The organism is Anaerotruncus sp. 80 (assembly GCF_009936115.1).
Lineage (GTDB): Bacteria > Bacillota > Clostridia > Peptostreptococcales > Anaerovoracaceae > Senimuribacter > Senimuribacter intestinalis.
The window spans coordinates 1-20,954 of record NZ_QWES01000038.1; the positions used below are offsets into that span (position 1 = coordinate 1).

A 20,954-nucleotide genomic window follows, 5' to 3' on the forward strand; every position below is an offset into this window, starting at 1 on the left:
CATAGCTTTTTACATCCTCCACTCTTGCGTACCTGACATTTACTTAGGCAAACTGGAATTCACCTTGGCAATTGACCAATTTTAAAATTTATTATCGTAGGCTTTCCTCAGCCTCATCAATTGTCGCGTAGCCGTAGAGGTGCACCATGGAGTTTTGAATCATGATAGCAAGAGATTTGCCTTGGGATTTCAATTCTTTCAGATAGGCGGCGTAAAGTTCCAAAAGATCGGTCGGGTAGGTTGCAAGTTCGCCTCTCGCATAGGTTTCCTGAGAGGTAAAGCCAGTGCTGTCGCCGTCTGCGGTAATAGGTCTTCCTGCGCCGGAAAGTTTCGGATACTGCTCTGCAAAATCCTTTTCCCATTGGATCATGGTTTCCACGATTTCGTTGATTAGACGGTAATTTTTTACTGGCACGAAAGGCATATGGGATGCAACGTACTTGTTGTAGTAGTGTAGATCGGTGTATTCCATCATACGACCGTACTTCTCGGTCACCAGATTTCTGCCGTCAGCTTCGCAGGAACAGGCATACGCATAGTAGCGGGTGAGCATTTCGTCTGACCAGTTTTCGTACTGACTGCGGCGCATGATATAAAAGGTTTCAAAATCATCCTGACAGCTTGCTCTGCCGCCGATGTTTTCGACCTTTTGAAACATATTCCATTCTAAATCGATAATGTCTTCGATGAGCTTGATATCTTTTTCCATGTGAGATTTCCTTCCTTATATAATTAGTTAGGGCAGTCCGCCATGGGGTGCATGGCGGCAAGCTGCGGGTCCTTAATTCCTGCCATAAGACTTGCAAGGTGGCTCTGCAGGAAGTTATCTTCTTCCTGTGAAAGTCCCTGTGCGCGAAGCTCTGCTGCGACTGCAGCGCAAATTTCTTCCGTCAGCTTAAAGGCTGTGTCGTGGAGTTTTGCTGTAGGCTCTTTTTTCAGCAGAGCAGGAATGTCTGCAAGAGCTGTAAGCAGCGGTGCGACAGTGTCTGCCAGCCTCGGCAAAGTCTTCATGCTGAAAAATGCCCATTTATAAAATGGTGTATACCGCTTGTTCAAAAGATGCACCATAGAGATAGTCGCTTCTGTAAAGCGGGCAAGGGCAAGGGTTACCGCCACTTTATCCTGACGCTTAATTAGGCGGAGAAGATTGTATTGACCTGCCTGCGACATGATGGCGGCGCGAGCAGCAATTTTCTTGCGGCGAACATCTTCTGGATAAAAAGCGAGAAGGCTCTCCCTCACCATAGAAAAGTCTCTGTTCTTATTGTGAAAAAGCTGACCGTTTGTGGCGATAGCAAGCTGTGCTTCCGGGGTCATGAGCCAATCTAGATTGTTCTCGGGACCAGTAGGACTTCCAGTAAAACGCTGATAAAAGCTGCTGTTTGTCATCACACCCAGTCTGTCATCTGCGATGATATTTTCTCTTGAAAAGCCGCAGAAACTGTGGGGAAGCTTTTCATAAGCCTCCCGCAGTGCTTGTCCATAGTGGGCAAAGTCTTCTTCTGTGAGCCAGATGCAAAATCCCGGCGCAAAGTCGTGATCCTGAGAAATCGTATCGTCGAACCCCATGCACTGGGAGCCTTCGCCGCAAAGTCCTGCGGAAATCCGCTCAAAGAGGGACGGCTCTACACTTTCAATCATTTCTTTTCCATAGGTTTCGTAATACTTTCTTGATAGCTCTAGTCCGTTCATTTTCCAATCCTTTCGTAAATGGCGGCGGCTTTGTCTGCGAAGGATTTTGCAAGGTCTGTATCGCCTAGCTGCGTGTAACAGCGGGCAGTATTGTCTGCGAGGACGGCATAGCTTGCGTTATCATCGCCGAAATCTCTTGCCATAAGCTCCATAGCTTTTTTGAACTGATCGATTGCTGCTGCAAATTCGCCCTTTGCATAGCAGATTTCGCCAAGAACATTGACCGCTGCGGCATAGTGGACATCGCTGTCACCGCCGGCTTTTTCAAAGGACGCAAGCGCCAGCTGTACTTTTTCTTCAGCATCTTTTAGACGCTTTGTGGCGAGACAGAGCTGCGCCCAGTTGGTGTAGGTGATAGCAACTTCGGCTTCGGTTTCTGTCAGATTTTCTAAAACGGAAAGTGCAAGACGCAGGTATTTTTCCGCATTTTCAAAGTCTTCAAGATCCTGATACACAGAGCTGATGTTGTTGTATAAAGTCGCCATGCGGTAGTCTGCAGTCAGACCCTTTGTGGTAAAAATTCTGGCGGCTTCCTGGTAAAAGGAAAGTGCTTTTTCCTTTTCGCCGGTCAGCGTGCAGGTGGTGGCATAATTCATCAGGGTGGTGGCGTGGTGTTCGCTACCGGAAAGTTCCAGCTGTTTCAAATAGCCGAGGGCCTTTTCGTAAAGAAGGATTCCCTCATTGTAGCGGGATAGCATGCGATAGTAGCCGCCAAGCTCACTGCAGATTGCGATGGCGGAGCCGAAATCGCCAGTGCTTTCTGCACTCTGCAAACTCTCTTTCATATATATTTCTGCCTGCTGCATTTCCTTGTTTGCAAAGAGTGCATCAAGCTTTGTAAAAAACTGATTTATATCCATAAGAAACTCCTTTCCATTGTACCTAATAGTATACCACAAAATTCCATAGGTGAAACCGGAAGATTTGGATAGGCGGGGTGGAGGGTTTTGCAAGTATATAATGATGTTTTAACTTATATTAATTTTTTTAGGGAAAAATGTATAAGTGAAAGTGTAAATCTTAACCGAGAATTAGAAAACGTGAAAAAAATGTATAAAAACACTTAGGAAAGACGCTTCAATTTGAATCAAGGCAGAACTTTATAGCCGATTTTGCAATGAAAACTTGCATATTATGCAATATTTTGTGATTATGTTTAATATCTTGCAAAAACGTTTATACACTTTTTTCGAAATTACGCAATTTAGGTTAAATCACTTTTTTCATTTTTTTATGTTTATTGTAGAATAGGAATTGATAAAAATAAGGAAACATTGCGGACAAAGGGGAAGAAGTCTTATATTGACGAAAGAACGCACGTTTGTTATAATGAAATGACAGATGAGAAACAGGTAGTAAGCTGGAGACAGCTTCACATACCAGAGATAGAAATGCCGTTGGGCGGTTTGGTCACTCTCCAAAAGAGGGGGTGATGCGATGAACTACATAACAATATCTGATTTGCTTCAGTATACGTTAGTACTCATTGCCCTTGCGACCTTGTATAAAGGCCGCAAGTAGAGAAAACCGCCAAACGTGATTGTTTGACGGTTTAAGACAATGCTTTTGGACTAAGCCGCTCTACCACAAACGGCATATCCTTGTTAATAACAATATACCATACCACAGTCAGATATGTCAAGGGAATGGAATTGATAAAATATAACAGAATAACACATAGTAAGGAGAACTGATGATAAAAGGTTTTGTCTTTGATATGGACGGGCTTCTCTTTGACTCAGAGCGGATTGTGCAGCGCAGCTGGAATGCGGCAGGCAGTGAACTGGGCTATGAAGGCATCGGGGAGCAGATTTACAACACGCTGGGTTTTAACAGAGCGCGGCGGGCGGTATATTTTGAAGAAATTTACGGAGATGACTTTCCTGTTGAAGCGTTTCAGGAAAGGGCGGCGCGGCACTTTGTACAGATTGTAGACCTCGAAGGCATGTCCATGAAAGAGGGCGCTCGGGAGGTTCTAAAGTTTGCAAAGGAAAAAGGACTGGCTGTGGGGCTTGCTACTTCTTCATCGGAGGGCTATGCGCGCGGCAATTTACAAAGGGCTGGGATTGAATCATATTTTGATGGACTGATTTCGGGTAATATGGTGGGACGCAGCAAGCCGGATCCGGAAATTTATCTCAAAGCCTGTGCAGCTATAGGGGTAGCGCCGGCAGAGGCGATAGCCTTTGAGGATGCAGCTGCAGGCATTTTATCTGCAAGCAAGGCGGGGCTTAGGACGGTTATGGTTCCAGATTTGGTGCAGCCTGCAGAAGAAATTTTAGAAAAAGTATGGATGCTGAAGCCCTCTTTGACGGAGGCGCTGGAAGAATTAAAGAAAATTTTGTGAGGAAATGAAATGAAGAAGAGCAAGTATATTGTCATAAGTTTATGTTTGGCGCTGGTGCTGGCATTGACCGCATGCGGCGGAGAAGAAAAAAACTACGGACCGCTTTTGGAGCAGGCAAAAGAGGCAGAACTTTATGTTGGGAGTCTGACGACAGGGCTGCTAGGGGACACTTTGTCCAACAGTTTCTTTGAATGGACGGTGAAAGATGTTCGAACCGAAAAGGAAATCTATGGAAAGACAGCAAAAGATGGCAAGAAATTTGTTATCGTAGATATTTCTGTGACCAATACAACTGATGAGGAATATGAAATCGGCAATTATGATTTTGTCGCCTATGTAGCGCCGGATATGGACAGCGGTTTGACAGATACTATGGACAGCTTTGATGACAGCATGTACCCGGATCAGGAAATGCTGGCTGCCGGGGAAAACAGAACCGGAGAACTGATCTTTGAGGTGGACGAGTCAGTAGAGGAACTGATTGTCGATTACATCGAATTTTTCGGGGATGAGGAGATGGGAAATACTAACTGGTTTGATTTGTTTGTGTAGAAATTACAAGAGGGAAGTGTAAATGCTAAGACGCAGTGATATTAAAGGTATGGCGGGGAATTCAACCTACGGGAGGGGCATAGAGCTGTACCAGAAGAGCAAGGTTTTGCAATACCATGTTGAGACAGATATGATAGATTCGGATTTTGAAAATGTCATTGCAAAGGTTAAGGGAAGCGGACGCAACACCTATACCGTTGAGATTACTTATGATACTGCAGGGGATGAAGTTGAGTCGACTTATTGTGACTGTCCGGCCTTTCAAAGCTATCGTGGGATTTGCAAGCACTGTGTGGCGGCGCTTCTTGAATATATGGAATATCAGCAGGAACAGGAGGGAAGATATAAGGCAGCTGCTGTGAAGCCGCAATATCCCGGAATGGTATCTAAAAACAGGCTGGATGCTGCCTGTCGGCAAGCGAAGGAAAGAGATACGACGGCAACATTCAAAGCTTTAATAGAAAAAGAGATTGCAAGAAGGACGGCACCTGCGCTGCAGCCGCAGCTACAGGGGCAGATTCGGCTGCAGCCCTACCTTGAAATGTCTGAGAATGCAGATATGCAGGTTTCATTTAAAGTGGGAAGTGAACATCTATATGTTTTAAGAGATATCTTTCAGTTTGTGGAGCGTATGCACAGGCAGGAAGAGTATGCTTACGGAAAAAAGCTCTCGTTTATTCATACACTGGAGGCTTTTGAAGAGGAGTCACGGGCTTATGTTGTGTTTCTAATGGACTGGGTGCGGGAAAATAAGAAAAGCTATCTGAAATCAAAGGGCTATTATAGTTTCTATTATGATACAGCACCGGCAATGCGATACATGGCACTTACAAGCAGTTCTTTGGAGAAACTTCTGGAAGCGACGCTGGGGCGGAGCATTGAAGCTTTTATCCCTGCTGCCAGTGCAAGAAACTGGGAAGTTTGTCAGGGAAAACCTGACCTGTCTTTAACCATTGAGGGACAGGAAAACGGCGTTGAAATGCACTTAAATTGCCCAACTGTTTACGAAAGCAGTCAATATCTGATCTTCTTTAAGAAGGGTGTAATTTATTTGCACAGGGACAGGGAAAATGCAGAACTGATGGAACTGATTCGCAGTTTTGCAGCGTCGGGAAAGACTGTTTATGTAAAGAAGGAGGATTTACCTGCGTTTTGCAGCCAGCTTCTGCCGAAGATAAAAGATTGGATGGAAGTGCAGTACGAGAACTTTGAGCCAAACGATTATGCTGCCGAGGAGGCAGCCTTTGAATTTTATTTAGATGCACCAATAAAGGATGTGATTACCTGTCAGGCAAAAGGTGTTTATGGAATGGAAAAATATAACCTTTTGGATCCATCTGTAGATTTAACCCGAAGAGATTTAGCAAAAGAGGCAGAGGTGCTCAGGCTGATTCGTCCATATTTTGAATCTGCAGCAGAAAAAAAGGATTGCCTTGCGGTGGAGAGAGACGAGGAACTGATTTTTGCGCTTCTTACAGAAGGTCTTGATAAGCTGCGGGAGATGGGCGATGTTTATATATCTGATGCTTTGAAAAAAATCAATGTGCATCCGACACCAAAGGTATCTGTACAAGTGTCTGTATCTGGAAGTCTGCTGGATTTATCGCTGCTTTGCGGGGATATGTCAAGGGAAGACCTTGTGGACATTTTGAGTCGCTACGATAAAAAGAAAAAATATCATCGCCTGAAAAATGGAGATTTTATCAATATCGATGACGAGGGCATTGATATGCTGGCGGAATTGAAAGAAAGTTTGCATTTGTCGGCAAGGGAACTTTTGGGAGACAAAGTTTTGCTCCCTAAATACAGGGCGATGTACCTCGATCAGGCATTAAAAGAAAAATCTTCACTTCCCGCTGAGAGAGACAGGGAATTTCGTGCGTTGATTCGTAATATGCGTACGACAGAGGATAATGATTATGAACTGCCTTCCGGAATTTGTGCGGTTCTGCGCGAATACCAGAAAAGAGGTTTTTTATGGATGAAAACTTTGTCCAGTTATGGATTTGGCGGCATTCTGGCAGATGATATGGGTCTTGGAAAAACACTGCAGGTGATAACCTATCTCCAGTCTGAATGGGAGGATAAAGGTCGGGGGCAAAGACCTCACCTGATTATTTGCCCTGCATCTCTTGTTTACAACTGGGAAAGTGAACTGCAGCGATTTGCGCCGGCGCTTCCTGTTCGAGTCATCGCAGGAAATGCGGCCGAGAGAAAGAACGAAATTGCTGCTATTGAAAATGGAGATGTTTGTATCACTTCCTATGAACTTTTGCGAAGGGATATCACAGCGTATGAACAGAAGATCTTTGGCTGTCAGGTGATTGATGAGGCACAGTACATAAAAAATCACGGGACGCAGAGCGCAAAGGCAGTGAAATTGATTCGAGCGTCTTTTCGTTTGGCGCTGACGGGCACTCCAATCGAAAATCGCCTCAGCGAGCTATGGAGCATCTTTGACTATCTGATGCCGGGATTTTTGTTTGGATATGAGAGATTCCGCAAGGAATTGGAAATTCCAATTGTGCAGAGCAGTGATGAGGCTGTGATGCAGCGGCTTAGGAAAATGGTTCAACCATTTGTTCTTCGCAGGCTCAAGGCGGATGTGCTTCGGGATTTGCCGGATAAAATTGAAAAGAATACGTTTACCAGATTGACAGGTGAGCAGCAGGAACTCTATGATGCGGAAGTAAAGAAACTGCAGCTTATGCTGACGCAGCAAAGCGACGAAGACTTTAACACATCAAAGATAAAGGTGTTGGCAGAGCTGACGAGACTGCGCCAAATTTGCTGTGATCCGGGACTTTTTCTGGAAGGATATAAAGGCGGTGCATCTAAGATGGAACTTGCTATGGAACTGATTGAAAATGCTGTATCCGGTGGACATAAAGTTTTATTGTTTTCTCAATTTACGTCGCTGTTCCCGCAGCTTATGCAAAAACTGACCGCGTCGGGGCATTCCTATTATATGCTGACTGGAGCAACGAAAAAAGAGGAAAGAACCCGGATGGTAAATGCTTTTAATCAGGATTATACCCAGGTGTTTCTAATTTCGCTGAAAGCAGGAGGAACGGGGTTAAACCTGACCGGCGCAGATGTAGTCATTCATTTTGACCCGTGGTGGAATCTGGCGGTGCAGGATCAGGCAACCGACCGGGCACACAGAATTGGTCAGAAGCGTGTTGTGAATGTGTATAAGCTCATTGCAAAGGACACCATAGAGGAAAAAATTTTGGAGATGCAGGAGAAAAAGAGACAGCTTTCGGAACAGCTTCTTTCAGGCGGCGATATGAGTGGGGCGATGCTCACCAGAGAAGAATTGCTGGATCTCCTCAACTAAGAAAACCTTGTGAAAAAAATATTTATCAAAAAAGGCTGAAAAGGTTCAAATTTGCCCTTGAAAAAGGTCGCCAAATAGTATAAAATTATTGGCAACACTTTACGGCAGGAGACTTTTTCAGCCGTTTAATTTATAAGTAATTTGTTTAACATATTTTATTATTTTAGGAGAGGAGTAACATACATGGCACACTATTTCAATGAACCTTCAAGAACTTTCAACGAGTACCTTTTGGTACCTGGCTATTCTTCCAAGGAATGCAGAGTTGAAAATGTTAGCTTGAAGACCCCGATTGTTAAATTTAAGAAAGGTGAAGAACCTTCAATTACCGCAAATATTCCACTGGTTTCCGCAGTCATGCAGGCCGTTTCCGATGATAAGATGGCAGTTGCACTTGCTAAGGAAGGTGGAATTTCTTTTATATTTGGTTCTCAGTCTATTGCTAGCCAGGCGGAGATGGTTCGCAAAGTAAAATCCTATAAGGCGGGTTTTGTAAAGAGCGATACCAACCTGAGACCGGATCAGACTTTGGAGGATGTACTGGAACTGAAAGCAAGAACTGGTCATTCTACCATTGCGATTACCGAGGACGGTACAGCAGAGGGAAAAATTGTCGGTCTGGTAACCAGCAGAGACTACCGTGTCAGCAGAATGTCCACCGACACCAAGATCAGCGAATTTATGACACCGTTTGAGAAGCTGATTTACGCCAAGGACGGATGCACTTTAAGCGAAGCTAACGATATTCTTTGGGATAACAAGCTGAACGCAGTGCCGGTCATAGACGATAAGCAGAGACTGACTCATTTCGTATTCAGAAAGGATTACGACAACCACAAATCCAATCCGAATGAGCTTTTGGATGCTCACAAAAGATATGTAGTGGGCGCCGGCGTAAATACCCGTGACTACGAGGAAAGGATTCCGGCTCTGGTCGATGCAGGAGTGGACGTGCTTTGTATCGACTCTTCTGAAGGCTATTCCGAGTGGCAGCTCGACACCATCAAATGGGTCAGAGAAAAATACGGTGACACTGTGAAAATCGGCGCTGGCAACGTTGTTGACCGCGATGGTTTTAATTTCCTGGCAGACGCTGGTGCAGACTTTGTAAAAATCGGTATTGGCGGCGGCTCCATTTGTATCACAAGAGAACAGAAAGGTATCGGCCGCGGACAGGCTTCTGCAGTAATCGAAGTTGCTGCTGCAAGAGATGAATACTTTGAGAAAACCGGTGTATACGTGCCGATTTGCTCCGACGGCGGTATCGTGTATGATTACCATATGACTTTAGCGCTGGCTATGGGTTCTGACTTTATCATGCTGGGCAGATACTTTGCCAGATTTGACGAATCACCGACCAACAAGCTGAATATCAACGGCAACTATGTAAAGGAGTACTGGGGCGAAGGCTCCAACCGTGCCCGCAATTGGCAGAGATACGACCTGGGCGGCGATCCTAGAATGAAGTTTGAAGAGGGTGTAGACTCTTACGTGCCTTATGCAGGACCGCTTCATGATAACGTGACGCTGTCTCTGAATAAAGTAAAATCCACCATGTGCAACTGTGGTGTTCTGACCATTCCAGATCTGCAGAAAAATGCGAAGCTGACGCTGGTATCTGCGACTTCTATTGTAGAGGGCGGCGCTCATGATGTGATTCTGCGTGACAGTTCTCAGAATGCGATTAGATAGAGGCTGTCAAAATGAATAAAGAACTGATTATTGTTTTGGACTTTGGCGGGCAGTACAATCAGCTGATTGCCCGCAGAGTCCGTGAAGCAGGGGTTTACTGCGAAGTACACCCTTATACAATGCCTTTGGACGAGCTGAAGGCGAAAAATCCCAGAGGGATTATTTTGACAGGAGGACCTAACAGCGTATACGATATGGAGTCTCCTCATTATGACAAAGCGCTTTTCAGCGCAGGCATTCCGATTCTGGGCATTTGCTATGGCGCACAGCTGGTTGCCTGGGCTCTCGACGGCAAGGTGGAAACTGCGCCGGTCAGCGAGTATGGGAAGACAGAAATTACGATTGAAAATAAGGACGGGATTCTCCGTGATGTAGACGACTCTACTATCATGTGGATGAGTCATACCGATTATATTGCTAAAGCGCCGGCAGGTTTTGCGGTGACTGCAAGCACGCCGGTGTGCCCGGTGGCTGCGATGGAAAACGCAGAGGCGAAAATCTATGCGGTACAGTTCCACCCGGAAGTAACCCACTCGGTACAGGGAACTGAGGTATTGTCTGCTTTCGTTTACGGTCCGTGTGGCTGCAAAGGGGACTGGAAGATGGACGCTTTCGTCGAAAACACTATCGCAGAAATCCGTGCCAAAGTGGGAAATGGAAAAGCGCTGTGCGCTCTGTCCGGTGGTGTGGATTCTTCCGTTGCGGCGGTTATGATGTCCAAGGCCATCGGAAAGCAACTGACCTGCGTCTTTGTGGATCACGGTCTTCTGCGTAAAAACGAAGGGGATGAAGTAGAAGCTGTATTCGGTCCTGAAGGTCCGTATGACCTGAATTTTATCAGAGTCAATGCGCAGCAGCGTTTTTACGATAAGCTGGCAGGAGTGACCGAGCCGGAGGAAAAGAGAAAAATCATCGGTGAAGAATTTATTCGTGTCTTTGAAGAAGAGGCGCAGAAAATCGGTGCTGTGGATTTCCTGGTGCAGGGCACCATTTATCCGGATATCATTGAATCGGGATTAGGCGATTCTGCGGTAATCAAGAGCCATCATAACGTGGGAGGGCTGCCTGATTATGTGGATTTCAAGGAAATCATCGAGCCGCTGCGCATGCTGTTTAAGGATGAAGTTCGCCGTGCAGGTCTGGAATTAGGCATTCCGGAGTATCTGGTCTTCCGTCAGCCGTTTCCGGGACCGGGACTTGGGATTCGTATTGTCGGTGATGTAACTGCCGAAAAGGTAAAGTTGGTGCAGGACGCTGATGCGATTTACAGAGAAGAGATTGCTGCTGCTGGTCTTGATAAGGAAATCAACCAGTATTTTGCGGCCCTGACCAACATGCGTTCCGTCGGTGTCATGGGCGACTTCCGTACATATGATTATGCGGTGGCGCTTCGCGCTGTTACCACCAGCGACTTCATGACCGCTGAGGCAGCAAAACTGCCTTGGGAAGTCATCGAAAAAGTGACTACGAGGATTATCAACGAAGTGGATCACGTGAACAGAGTGTTCTATGACTGTACGGGAAAACCGCCAGGGACGATAGAGTTCGAATAAACAAAAATGCTTAGTAAATCCAGTGTTTATGCGGGTTTGCGGACTTTGGAAAGGTCTTTTGATAACAAATTGATAACAGTCGTTTGAGTGCGATTATTCTTACTGTCAAGTGGTTTGTTGGTGGGGGAATGATTTGTAAGCGGTTTGGACGGCTGGCATAAATCCATATTTGAAACGCCCTTAGCTGTGGGTAGGAACTCATGGCTAAGGGCGTTTTTGTCGTGTTTGTCAATCGGTTTTAAGTTTGTCCCTGAATACTTCGACTAGGGAATCGCTCAATTCCTTAGAGGGGACTTTCGCCCAATGCTGCATGGTGTCAAACTTTGGATAATTATACCACCACTGGTCGTATTCTTCCCTGCTGATTTCCTCGAAAGAGAGTTTGTCCGTCTGTTCTTTCCAAGCGCAGAGCATTTGTAGTAACTCGGCGGCATCCTTGCTTTTGTCTTTGTTAATCTTTAAGCAGGCTTCCCCGCCTGTTTCACTGACGGTAAGACCGTAAATGTCTTCAAGGGCAAATAAGGTGTGCATAAGCCCGATGTAGCTGTCAATGTCGGGTATGTCCAGAGCCTGCGGCGCAACGTCAAGAGCCTGTGCCAGTGCAGCCGTCAAGTCTGCCTTTGGCTTGCGTGAGCCAGTTTCGTACTGTGCCAGACGCACGTCTGCGCTCCGTTCGGGAAACCCGACAAGCATACCAAGATATTTCTGTGTCATGCCCCGCATGATGCGGAAAAAATGTATTCTTTCGCCAATCGCCATAATGTTTCACTCTTTTTATTCGTGGGGATGAGGTGGTGCAGGAGCTTTCTGTATTAAATCCTTACGCATATAAGCTCATCAAGAAATTAAATGACGAGTTGAAAGAGCAAGGATTTATCACGATTGCGGGGAGAGTAAACCGCCAGTATTTTCAAGAAAGGCTTTACGGGGCAGGAAAGGGGGAAGTGTAAATGCCAGTATTTAAGAACGAGGGCAACGGCACATGGTATGTGATGGCAAGGTATGTAAACTGGAAAGGGGAGAGGAAACAGAAGTGCAAGCGTGGGTTTGCTACAAAACGTGAAGCGCAGGAGTGGGAGCGCAAGTTTCAGCTACAAAATTGCGCTGACCTTGACATGGATTTTGAAGCCTTTACAGAGCTTTATGCGAATGATGTCAAGAACCGACTGAAAGAAAACACTTGGCTGACAAAAGAGCATATCATTCGGACGAAGATTCTTCCGTACTTCGGCAAGATGAAGATTAGTGAGATTGGCACAAAGGAAATTATTGCATGGCAGAATGAGCTGCTTGCCTACCGTGATGAAAAACGCAATCCCTATTCGCAGACGTATCTGAAAACAGTTCACAACCAGCTTTCAGCAATATTTAACCATGCGGTACGCTATTACGACCTCCGCTCCAATCCTGCGGCAAAGGCGGGCAATATGGGGAGCGAGGAACACAAAGAAATGCTGTTCTGGACGAAAGAGGAATATAAGAAGTTTGCGGATGAAATGATGGAGAAGCCAGTTTCCTTTTACGCCTTTGAAATGCTTTACTGGTGCGGAATCCGAGAAGGAGAATTATTAGCTTTAACCGCCGCTGATTTCAATTTTGATAAGGAAACGGTCACGATTAACAAATCCTACCAACGCCTGCATGGGGAGGACGTGATTACCTCTCCGAAAACAAAAAAGAGCAACCGCACAATCAAGATGCCAAAGTTTCTCTGTGAGGAGATGCAGGAATATATCGGTATGCTGTACGGTTTAAAGAAGAAAGACCGTATTTTCACGGTAACAAAAAGTTATCTCCATCACGAGATGGACAGGGGCGCAAAAGCTGCAGGCGTAAAACGCATACGGATTCACGATTTGCGGCATAGCCACATCAGTCTGTTGATTGACATGGGGTTCTCGGCGGTGGCGATTGCTGACCGAGTGGGGCATGAGAGTATTGAAATCACTTACCGCTATGCACATCTGTTTCCGTCAAAGCAGGCAGAAATGGCAGACAGGCTTGACGATTTAGGAAAGGGGGATTTTTAATATGTCGAATAAGAACTTAGATAACTGCAACCGATGGAGAAATAAAACTGTTGCTTTTCGGGTATCTCCCGAAGAAAATGAGCGGATTGACAAAGCGGTGCGGCTTTCGGGGCTTACCAAGCAGGACTATATCACAAGGCGGCTCTTATGCCAAGACGTGGTCGTGCAGGGCAATCCGAGGGTGTATAAGGCACTCCGCAATGAGCTTGCTGCCGTTCTTGCAGAATTGCAGAGGATTGAAGCGGGTGAGGGTGTAAATGAAGAATTGCTTGACACAATCGAGCTGATTGCCGTTATCCTTGGCGGGCTGAAAGGAGAAAGTGAAGATGGCGAATAAAAAAGAAATGGCTGCCCATGTTGTATCTGTTGGCGCAGATACGGAGCAGCCAATTCAAAAATGTAGTAGTAATAGTATAACCCTAAAAACCACAAAATTCAATCTTTTCATAGAAAAAGGCGGTGGCTATAATGGCTGAGCTTAAAATTTTGAATATGGACGAAATACTTGCTACTGAGGTCGAGTGGCTTTGGTATCCGTATATTCCTTATGGGAAGATAACCATTGTCCACGGCGACCCCGGCGATGGGAAAACAATGATGATTTTACAGCTAGCTTCTATCTTATCAAGGGGAGATAAACTGCCTTGTGATGATACGGAGCGTGAGCCGATAAAAATTATTTACCAAACCGCAGAGGATGGACTTGGCGACACAATTAAGCCCCGTCTGCTTGCAGCCAATGCAGACTGTACGCAAATCAAGGTGATTGACGAGTCGGAAGCTGCGCTCTCAATGCTTGATGAAAGAATTGAACAGGCAATTATTGAAACGGGCGCAAAGGTAATTATTTTAGACCCCGTACAAGCGTATATCGGCGCTCAAATTGATATGAACAGGGCAAACGAAGTCCGCAATGTTCTTTCGCAGTTAGGACGGGTAGCAGAAAAATATGGGTGCGCCGTTATCCTTGTCGGACACTTGAATAAAGTACAGGGCGGCAAAGCAAATTACAGAGGGCTTGGCTCAATTGATTTCCAAGCAACGGCACGAAGCGTACTCATTGTCGGCAGGCTCAAGGAAAACAAGGAAGTGCGGGTAGTTGCGCATGAAAAATCTTCCCTTGCGCCTGAAGGTGAGCCTATTGCTTTTGAACTGAATAAAGAAACTGGATTTGTGTGGAAAGGTCATTATGATATTTCCATTGATGATTTATTAAACGGCATTAGCCGTGAAAAGAAATCCGAACAAGCAGAGAAATTAATCATGGATTGCCTGTCTGATGGGAAATGCCAACAGCAGTTTATATTAAAGAAAGCACAGAATATCGGCATCTCAAAAAGAGTGCTTGACGAAGCAAAAAAATCTCTCGGCGTTAAGTCAATAAAGGAAGGCAATGGGTGGTATTGGGAACTTCCCGAAGAAAAAGAAGCGAGCAACTGTTAAGGTTGCAACATTGCATATGTTTAGGACAAGTGCAATCTTGCAATGTTCTTTTTCGGTTGGGAGTGAGCAAAATTAAAGTTTTTGCGGGGTGCAGGGGGCTTTTTACAAAAAGCCGCCCTCGCCCCTCGGAGAGCGCAAAACCTGCTTGCAGGTTGCATTTTTGTTGGCACAGCCGACAAAAGTGCTTTTGCGTTACTTTCGGGAAAGTAACAAAGCCTACCAGCCGAAAAGAAAGGGTGTGATTTTATAAGACGGACGATTAGCGCAATGGTGGGGAAAGGCTCGGTCAACCATAACAGCCGTAAATTCAAGGCTGAAAATGTGGATGCTGAACGCTCCCACCTCAATGTAGATTACTGTAATGAGAATATCAAGAAAGTATATCATAAGCTATTTGATGAAGCATTACAGAGATATAATGAGAAACAGACAAGGGCAGACCGCCGCATTGCCGATTATTACGAGAAGATACGGAACTCAAAGCAGGAAAAGCCGTTCCATGAACTGATTTTACAGATTGGCGATAAGGAAAATATGAGTGCTGGAAGTGAAAACGGACAGCTTGCAAGGCAGATTTTAGATGAATATTATCATGGATTTCAAGAGAGAAACCCTAATCTTTATGTATTTTCCGCTCATATCCATATGGATGAACCAACGCCGCATCTGCACATTGACTTTGTCCCATTCACGACTGGCAGCAAGCGTGGACTTGATACGAGGGTATCTCTAAAACAGGCATTAGCGGCGCAGGGATTCCAAGGCGGCTCCCGTGGCGATACGGAGTGGAGCCAGTGGGTACAGTCCGAAAAAGAAAACCTTGCCGCTGTGATGGGGCGGCATGGCATTGAATGGGAGCATAAAGGTACGCATGAGAAACATTTATCTGTTCTTGATTACAAAAAGCAGGGGCGGGAAAAAGAGGTCATCCAGCTTGAGGGACAGATTTCAGAGAAAAAAGAGGAATTTCAAGTATTGTCGGACAGGGTGGAGAATTACGACAAAGGCATGAAAAACCTAAAAACTTTGGAACAAGTGCTTGACACTTCCCCAGAATACCAGTTGCCAGAGCCGCAGGGGTTCATGTCTGCAAAATCATATAAAAATAAAGTGGCAGAGCCTTTGTTACAAAAGCTGAAATCGCTTGTTAAAACAGCTCTTATAAGGTGCTTTGAAGCGTGGGACAGCTACTATTGGCTGAATGTTACAAACAGCAATCTCCACCGTGAGAATGACGGATTAAGGAGAACCAATGAGAAACTGGCAGGGGAAAATGAAAACCTCCGTGCGAAAAACAAAGATTATAAGCAGCTCCGCAAGGCATTTGGAAGTAAGCAGATAGACAATCTTTTAGAGCAGGCAAAAGTGATACAGCAATCAAAACAGCGTGGAAAGCGCTTTAAAAACAATAAAGAGGAAAGGTAGGAAACATTATGGAAAACAGGATTTATGACGAAAACAACGGTCTCTGGTATGCAAAGCAAGGTGACTATTATCTCCCAGAGCTTGCATTACCTCCCGAAAAAAAAGCCGATAGGCTTATGGGGGCAAAGGCATTTGCAGTATCTCAAAGAGCATAAGCAGTTCATTTATCTCAATCTGCTGACAAGCGGCAGGCTGAATGAATACCTCGCAAGCGTAGATAAACAGGCAGAGGATATGTTTTTTCGGCTGGTAAAAGAATATGCCGACAGGCAGGAAGTGACGGAGCAGTTAAAGGCAGAAAATCAGCTTTTATGGGTTTAAAAAATGAATAATATTAAAGCTTGTGTGAGGGAAGTTGTGGAGAGCGAATTTATCTATTCATAAGCGATAAGTGGCGCTTCTGCGGTATGTGAGAGTGCTGCTTAGTTAAGCAAAAGCAGTTCGGGGAATTGAAAAATCTTATAATTTTTTGTATACTTAGAAAAAGAAATTAGACTGAGAAATCGGGAATTATATTATATAGGAGGGCTAATATGCTTGATACGATACCTAACGAAGAAGAAATGACTGCTTTAATCGGACAATCTTTATATGATGTATGGAATAAGTTGTGTATTTTAATTGATGAAAAATACGAAATGGAATGTCAGTGGAATAAAGGAGGTAAAGCATGGAATTATGAGTATAAATACCGCCGAGGTGGTAAAACATTGTGTGCATTATATGCAAGAGAAAATTGTATAGGTTTTATGATTATATTTGGAAAAGATGAGAGAGCAAAATTTGAAACGGAACGAAATAATTATTCGGAACAAGTTCAAAAAATCTATGATGAAGCACAAACTTACCGTGATGGTAAATGGGTAATGTTTGAACCGACCGATACATCAATGTTTCATGATTTTATAAAATTATTAGGAATTAAGAGAAAGCCAAACAGGAAGTAGCAACTTTTTGGTAGGATTTATATAAATTTAGAATATGCAGAGGAGCTTGTGGATATGAAAAGATACGTTGCATTATTAAGAGGTATCAATATAAGCGGTAAAAACAAAGTACCGATGGCGGAATTAAAGAAAGAGTTTGAAAAGCTGCAGTTTGGAGGGGTTAAGACATATTTGAACAGTGGTAATGTGCTTTTTTCGAGTGAAAAAGGTGATACAGAGGGAGTTACAAAACAGATTGAGATAATGATAAAAAAACAGTTTGCTTTAGATATTCCTGTTTTTGTCATATTAAGAGACGAACTTGATGAGATTTTGCACAATGCGCCCGACTGGTGGGGAAACGATAATAAGGAAATCTATGACAATCTAATCTTTATTATGCCACCCACTACATTCGCAGAGGTATATAATGAGATTGGAGAGCCTAAAGAAGGTTTAGAGAAAATAGAGAATTATAACGAGGCGGTATTCTGGTCTTTTAGTAGAAAAGATTATCAAAAAACGAACTGGTGGTCTAAGACGGCAAGCGCCAATATCAGTACTAAACTAACAATAAGGACAGCAAACACTGTTAGAAAAATAGTCGATATGTAATCACTTTTCCAATTCTAACTTGTGAAGGAGGAGTTTATGTTAGGCAATATAGAGGAAACATTTGAATTATTGTTTGATAAAAATAATAATGTTGCTTACAAAGCATTACAAGAATTGCAAAAAGAAAGTGAAGAAACGGATTGTGTTTATCCTTTTATAGATAGATTAAGTGATATGCTTGATAGTGACAATTCTTATATTTGCACAAGGGGGCTTACACTGCTTGCCTATAATGCAAAATGGGATAAAGAGTATAAGGTTGATGAAATTATAGATGAATATTTGAAACACATAACAGATGTTAAACCCATTACTGCCAGACAGTGTATTAAGTTGCTGCCGATTATTGCAAAACATAAGCCAGAATTGAAAAATGATATTCTTTCCGCGCTTAATAAAGCTAATATATCTATTTATGATTATAGTATGCAACCATTGGTTTATAAGGACATTCAGAAAGCGTTGAAGGAAATAAAAAAATTATAAAAATGACAAATCGACATTTGCTAATTTGAAAGGAGTAATATTATGGGAGAATTAAAATCTATTATGGAGAAGTTTGTTGCATCTGGTTGGGATTTAATATCTATTCCCGCACAACAATGGTTAGATGGAAAAGCTGATAAAGATACTTTAATATCAGCATTTAAACAGGCAAACGAAAAATGTGGAAGTTGTGGTTGTGATTTAGACCCACTATATAAAAGAGCTTTAGAGCTGATTTAACAATACTGTCAATTCTTGTTTATCGGGAAGCTGTATACAGAGAAAAATCGGGGTTGAGGAAGGAATGATATGAAGATAATAAACAGAGATATAGATAGCGGAAAACCCTTTGACTGGGGGAAAACATCTTTAGATTATGCGAAATTCCGTGACATTTATCCACAAGAGTTTTATCAAAGAATTATTGACCGTAAATTATGCCTGGACGGACAATCAGTCCTTGATATTGGAACGGGAACAGGGGTTCTTCCTAGAAATATGTACCAGTATGGGGCGAAGTGGACGGCTGCGGATATTTCAGAAAACCAGATCAAACAAGCGAAAATTCTTTCAAAGGGTATGGATATAGATTATCATGTTGTATCAATAGAGGATATAAGTTTTCCTGACAACTCTTTTGATGTAATTACAGCATGCCAGTGTTTTTGGTATTTCAACCATGAAACTGTTATGCCTAAGTTTTATCATATGCTTAGACCAGGGGGAAGCATTCTTGTTTTATATATGGCATGGCTGCCATTTGAGGATAAGATTGCAGGAGCCAGTGAAAAACTCGTATTGAAATATAATCCAGATTGGAGTGGCGCAGGAGAAACGAAACACCAAATAGACATACCAGATTGCTACAAAGAAAACTTTAAGCTTGCATATCATGAAGAATTTACTCTAAGAATACCGTTTACCCGTGAAAGTTGGATTGGAAGAATGAAGGCTTGCCGTGGAATCGGCGCTTCACTTACCGAGAAAGAAATTTCGATGTGGGAACAAGAGCATATGACGCTCCTTGAACAAATTGCGCCGAATGAATTTGATATTTTACATTATGCTGCTATTGCAGAGCTTAAAAAGCATTAAATTCCGTTTGTTGAATTGAAATATGTGAGGTTTTACATAGACATGGATTATAAAATTCGAGAAATTAAAAAAAATGAATATCCAATATTATCTGATTTTCTGTATGAAGCAATTTTTATTCCAGAGGGCATGGACAAGCCGCCAAAATCTATTATCGAACGGCCAGAGCTGCAAGTATATATTAAGGATTTTGGAAAAGCGGATGATTGGTGTTTCGTTGTGGAAATAAAAGAGAAGATTGTGGGTGCGGTATGGGCTCGTATTATGAATGATTACGGGCATATTGATGATAAAACGCCCTCATTTGCCATATCACTGTATGAGGAATACAGGAATTTAGGCATTGGTACAGCGCTTATGGGAGCTATGCTGCAATTTCTGAGAGAAAAAGGATATAAGCAGACATCTCTTTTTGTGCAAAAGGCAAATTATGCAGTTTGTATGTATCGGAAAGTAGGTTTTGAGGTCATTGGCGAAAATGAAGAAGAATACATCATGGTTTGTCGGTTGTAATGTGATAAGGGGAGTTGTGTAAATGGCTGGTAATTTAGGTGAAAAGGCGGTAAAGGAAGTTTAAAAAAAGATTGTTGAGAATAATAATACTATTCCGTATAAGGCTAAAGAGGAAATAAAAGCGATAATAGAATTGGAACACAATCCAGAGAAACTGCTGCAAGAGCGCCTGTTGTATATGCTGTCATATAAGGGATAATCTGTGCTAAAGGAAGTGATTGGAGACGATGAAAAATAAAGAGAGTTAAATAATGCTTGATGCTGTAAACAAAATTATTTATAATGTGAGCCATGCATATAGTTGTTTTTGCACAGTTAGAGTTGTTGTTATAATTTATAGAGGGTTTAAGAAAGAGAAATTATATCATCTTATACGATTGGTGGAAAGTTTCTTGGATTATCAGATAATATGTTTTATTTGTATTTATTTAAGAAGTTGGGTTCCAGTGTTTTTATAATTACAAAGGAAAGGATATATAAGTAATGAGTGAAGAACAAGAAAACAATAAAAACAATAGTAGTGAGAAAAAACAACAGAATAAATCAGAAAAAGATAGAAATGGCGTGATAGGGGGTCTTGTATTTGGATTAATTTTAGCATTCCTTGCGTATCAAATATATATCAAAATATTTGAATTTCCAATTGGACAGATGTTGGTGTATATAGTTGGATTTCTTGCATTTATTTGCTTTATGGCATCTGTAAGTTGTTTCTTTGATTTTAAAGAATCGAAAAAAATTGAAAAATTAGATGAAGATGCTCGTAAAGAAGAAAAAGAATTTTCGGAAATAGCTCTCGAACAGAAAGAACTGCGCGCAGAAAAAATGTTTAGAATGAATCAAAAAGAGTTAATGAGATACTATGATATGAATTTAACTCAAACAAAATTTCTATCTGCACTTGGCATCATGATGGTTATATTTGGAATGTTGATAGTGGCGGCAAGTTTGTATATGTATATGTCTTTGAATGCAGATAAAGTTTTGTTGTGTATAGGCAGTTTAAGTGGAGTTATAGCAGATTTTGTTGGTGCAGTTTTTATAAAAATGTATACAAAAAATATTGAAGCGGCTGTAAAATTTCATGCAAAATTTGCAGAAAGTAATAATCTTTTATTGGCAAATTTAATTGCAAATAAAATAGAGAATGAAAAATTAAGAGAAACTACTTTATCGGAAATATCTAAAAATATTATATTGAGTAAAGAAAGTATAGGAGAATAATTGAAATGAATATAAGGAAAA

The 20,954-nt window shown here is 42.7% G+C and carries 22 protein-coding genes and 1 pseudogene; 19 read left to right on the top strand and 4 right to left on the bottom strand.

The annotated features are described in order from the left end of the window. Positions 1-91: 91 nt before the first annotated feature. From D1155_RS14275 to D1155_RS14285, 3 genes are read right to left on the bottom strand one after another with little or no spacing between them, the layout of a single operon-like run. Positions 92-709 carry a DUF4125 family protein gene (locus D1155_RS14275; RefSeq protein ID WP_160203093.1) on the bottom strand — a complete coding sequence of 206 codons (618 nt, stop codon included), beginning with the start codon at positions 707-709 and terminating at the stop codon, positions 92-94. A 23-nt stretch (positions 710-732) separates the two neighbouring features. After that, positions 733-1,692, bottom strand: coding sequence for a DUF4037 domain-containing protein (locus D1155_RS14280; protein WP_160203094.1), 960 nt, complete (start codon positions 1,690-1,692; stop codon positions 733-735). Continuing rightward, positions 1,689-2,552, bottom strand: coding sequence for a tetratricopeptide repeat protein (locus D1155_RS14285; RefSeq protein ID WP_160203095.1), 864 nt, complete (start codon positions 2,550-2,552; stop codon positions 1,689-1,691). Before D1155_RS14285 ends, D1155_RS14280 begins: the two co-directional genes overlap by 4 nt. A gap of 833 nt (positions 2,553-3,385) precedes the next feature. Between D1155_RS14285 and D1155_RS14290 the strand changes: the two genes are divergently transcribed. The 5 genes from D1155_RS14290 to guaA all read left to right on the top strand — a co-directional run bounded on the left by D1155_RS14290 (position 3,386) and on the right by guaA (position 11,176). After that, positions 3,386-4,039 carry an HAD family phosphatase gene (locus tag D1155_RS14290; protein WP_160203096.1) on the top strand — a complete coding sequence of 218 codons (654 nt, stop codon included), beginning with the start codon at positions 3,386-3,388 and terminating at the stop codon, positions 4,037-4,039. A gap of 9 nt (positions 4,040-4,048) precedes the next feature. Continuing rightward, complete coding sequence (locus D1155_RS14295; protein ID WP_160203097.1) at positions 4,049-4,591, top strand: DUF4352 domain-containing protein; 543 nt, start codon at positions 4,049-4,051, stop codon at positions 4,589-4,591. A gap of 22 nt (positions 4,592-4,613) precedes the next feature. Further along, entirely contained in the window at positions 4,614-7,931 is a 3,318-nt protein-coding gene (locus tag D1155_RS14300; protein WP_160203098.1) for a DEAD/DEAH box helicase, read from the top strand. 183 nt (positions 7,932-8,114) lie between these two features. Continuing rightward, entirely contained in the window at positions 8,115-9,623 is a 1,509-nt protein-coding gene (locus tag D1155_RS14305) for an IMP dehydrogenase (RefSeq protein WP_160203099.1), read from the top strand. Positions 9,624-9,634: 11 nt separating this feature from the next. Further along, positions 9,635-11,176: a glutamine-hydrolyzing GMP synthase gene (gene guaA / locus D1155_RS14310; protein WP_160203100.1), complete on the top strand. Its 1,542-nt coding sequence runs from the start codon at positions 9,635-9,637 to the stop codon at positions 11,174-11,176. 228 nt (positions 11,177-11,404) lie between these two features. Here the strand turns inward: guaA and D1155_RS14315 are convergent, their stop codons facing one another. Next, the gene (locus D1155_RS14315; protein WP_160203101.1) at positions 11,405-11,935 is read right to left on the bottom strand and encodes a helix-turn-helix transcriptional regulator; all 531 of its coding nucleotides are present in this window, start codon (positions 11,933-11,935) and stop codon (positions 11,405-11,407) included. Between the two features lie 17 nt (positions 11,936-11,952). Here D1155_RS14315 and D1155_RS14320 point away from each other — a divergent pair, with 17 nt between their 5' ends. The 14 genes and pseudogenes from D1155_RS14320 to D1155_RS14380 all read left to right on the top strand — a co-directional run bounded on the left by D1155_RS14320 (position 11,953) and on the right by D1155_RS14380 (position 20,933). Beyond that, entirely contained in the window at positions 11,953-12,126 is a 174-nt protein-coding gene (locus D1155_RS14320; protein WP_160203123.1) for a LysR family transcriptional regulator, read from the top strand. After that, complete coding sequence (locus D1155_RS14325) at positions 12,127-13,206, top strand: site-specific integrase (protein ID WP_160203102.1); 1,080 nt, start codon at positions 12,127-12,129, stop codon at positions 13,204-13,206. Position 13,207: 1 nt separating this feature from the next. Next, entirely contained in the window at positions 13,208-13,543 is a 336-nt protein-coding gene (locus tag D1155_RS14330; RefSeq protein WP_160203103.1) for a hypothetical protein, read from the top strand. Beyond that, complete coding sequence (locus tag D1155_RS15625; protein ID WP_160203104.1) at positions 13,533-13,682, top strand: hypothetical protein; 150 nt, start codon at positions 13,533-13,535, stop codon at positions 13,680-13,682. Before D1155_RS14330 ends, D1155_RS15625 begins: the two co-directional genes overlap by 11 nt. Further along, the gene (locus D1155_RS14335) at positions 13,675-14,649 is read left to right on the top strand and encodes an AAA family ATPase (protein ID WP_160203105.1); all 975 of its coding nucleotides are present in this window, start codon (positions 13,675-13,677) and stop codon (positions 14,647-14,649) included. The genes D1155_RS15625 and D1155_RS14335 overlap by 8 nt, the downstream gene beginning before the upstream one ends. A gap of 267 nt (positions 14,650-14,916) precedes the next feature. Further along, positions 14,917-16,074 carry a plasmid recombination protein gene (locus tag D1155_RS14340; protein WP_160203106.1) on the top strand — a complete coding sequence of 386 codons (1,158 nt, stop codon included), beginning with the start codon at positions 14,917-14,919 and terminating at the stop codon, positions 16,072-16,074. A gap of 8 nt (positions 16,075-16,082) precedes the next feature. After that, positions 16,083-16,458 (top strand): annotated as a pseudogene (locus D1155_RS14345) (TnpV protein). A 149-nt stretch (positions 16,459-16,607) separates the two neighbouring features. Next, positions 16,608-17,021: a DUF3788 domain-containing protein gene (locus D1155_RS14350; protein WP_160203107.1), complete on the top strand. Its 414-nt coding sequence runs from the start codon at positions 16,608-16,610 to the stop codon at positions 17,019-17,021. Positions 17,022-17,075: 54 nt separating this feature from the next. Beyond that, positions 17,076-17,615, top strand: coding sequence for a DUF1697 domain-containing protein (locus D1155_RS14355; protein WP_160203108.1), 540 nt, complete (start codon positions 17,076-17,078; stop codon positions 17,613-17,615). 36 nt (positions 17,616-17,651) lie between these two features. Continuing rightward, positions 17,652-18,101: a SufBD protein gene (locus D1155_RS14360; protein WP_160203109.1), complete on the top strand. Its 450-nt coding sequence runs from the start codon at positions 17,652-17,654 to the stop codon at positions 18,099-18,101. A 42-nt stretch (positions 18,102-18,143) separates the two neighbouring features. After that, positions 18,144-18,341 carry a hypothetical protein gene (locus D1155_RS14365; protein WP_160203110.1) on the top strand — a complete coding sequence of 66 codons (198 nt, stop codon included), beginning with the start codon at positions 18,144-18,146 and terminating at the stop codon, positions 18,339-18,341. 69 nt (positions 18,342-18,410) lie between these two features. After that, on the top strand, positions 18,411-19,196 hold the full coding sequence (locus tag D1155_RS14370) for a class I SAM-dependent methyltransferase (RefSeq protein WP_160203111.1): 786 nt from the start codon (positions 18,411-18,413) through the stop codon (positions 19,194-19,196). Between the two features lie 42 nt (positions 19,197-19,238). Continuing rightward, complete coding sequence (locus tag D1155_RS14375) at positions 19,239-19,709, top strand: GNAT family N-acetyltransferase (protein ID WP_160203112.1); 471 nt, start codon at positions 19,239-19,241, stop codon at positions 19,707-19,709. A gap of 483 nt (positions 19,710-20,192) precedes the next feature. Next, complete coding sequence (locus D1155_RS14380; protein WP_160203113.1) at positions 20,193-20,933, top strand: hypothetical protein; 741 nt, start codon at positions 20,193-20,195, stop codon at positions 20,931-20,933. The last annotated feature ends 21 nt before the right edge of the window (positions 20,934-20,954 follow it).

Bases quoted from the DNA above. Each gene is read 5' to 3' on its own strand.
- D1155_RS14275 (WP_160203093.1), bottom strand. From the start codon at position 709: ATGGAAAAAGATATCAAGCTCATCGAAGACATTATCGATTTAGAATGG.
- D1155_RS14280 (WP_160203094.1), bottom strand. From the start codon at position 1,692: ATGAACGGACTAGAGCTATCAAGAAAGTATTACGAAACCTATGGAAAA.
- D1155_RS14285 (WP_160203095.1), bottom strand. From the start codon at position 2,552: ATGGATATAAATCAGTTTTTTACAAAGCTTGATGCACTCTTTGCAAAC.
- D1155_RS14290 (WP_160203096.1), top strand. From the start codon at position 3,386: ATGATAAAAGGTTTTGTCTTTGATATGGACGGGCTTCTCTTTGACTCA.
- D1155_RS14295 (WP_160203097.1), top strand. From the start codon at position 4,049: ATGAAGAAGAGCAAGTATATTGTCATAAGTTTATGTTTGGCGCTGGTG.
- D1155_RS14300 (WP_160203098.1), top strand. From the start codon at position 4,614: ATGCTAAGACGCAGTGATATTAAAGGTATGGCGGGGAATTCAACCTAC.
- D1155_RS14305 (WP_160203099.1), top strand. From the start codon at position 8,115: ATGGCACACTATTTCAATGAACCTTCAAGAACTTTCAACGAGTACCTT.
- guaA (WP_160203100.1), top strand. From the start codon at position 9,635: ATGAATAAAGAACTGATTATTGTTTTGGACTTTGGCGGGCAGTACAAT.
- D1155_RS14315 (WP_160203101.1), bottom strand. From the start codon at position 11,935: ATGGCGATTGGCGAAAGAATACATTTTTTCCGCATCATGCGGGGCATG.
- D1155_RS14325 (WP_160203102.1), top strand. From the start codon at position 12,127: ATGCCAGTATTTAAGAACGAGGGCAACGGCACATGGTATGTGATGGCA.
- D1155_RS14330 (WP_160203103.1), top strand. From the start codon at position 13,208: ATGTCGAATAAGAACTTAGATAACTGCAACCGATGGAGAAATAAAACT.
- D1155_RS15625 (WP_160203104.1), top strand. From the start codon at position 13,533: ATGGCGAATAAAAAAGAAATGGCTGCCCATGTTGTATCTGTTGGCGCA.
- D1155_RS14335 (WP_160203105.1), top strand. From the start codon at position 13,675: ATGGCTGAGCTTAAAATTTTGAATATGGACGAAATACTTGCTACTGAG.
- D1155_RS14340 (WP_160203106.1), top strand. From the start codon at position 14,917: ATGGTGGGGAAAGGCTCGGTCAACCATAACAGCCGTAAATTCAAGGCT.
- D1155_RS14350 (WP_160203107.1), top strand. From the start codon at position 16,608: ATGCTTGATACGATACCTAACGAAGAAGAAATGACTGCTTTAATCGGA.
- D1155_RS14355 (WP_160203108.1), top strand. From the start codon at position 17,076: ATGAAAAGATACGTTGCATTATTAAGAGGTATCAATATAAGCGGTAAA.
- D1155_RS14360 (WP_160203109.1), top strand. From the start codon at position 17,652: ATGTTAGGCAATATAGAGGAAACATTTGAATTATTGTTTGATAAAAAT.
- D1155_RS14365 (WP_160203110.1), top strand. From the start codon at position 18,144: ATGGGAGAATTAAAATCTATTATGGAGAAGTTTGTTGCATCTGGTTGG.
- D1155_RS14370 (WP_160203111.1), top strand. From the start codon at position 18,411: ATGAAGATAATAAACAGAGATATAGATAGCGGAAAACCCTTTGACTGG.
- D1155_RS14375 (WP_160203112.1), top strand. From the start codon at position 19,239: ATGGATTATAAAATTCGAGAAATTAAAAAAAATGAATATCCAATATTA.
- D1155_RS14380 (WP_160203113.1), top strand. From the start codon at position 20,193: ATGAGTGAAGAACAAGAAAACAATAAAAACAATAGTAGTGAGAAAAAA.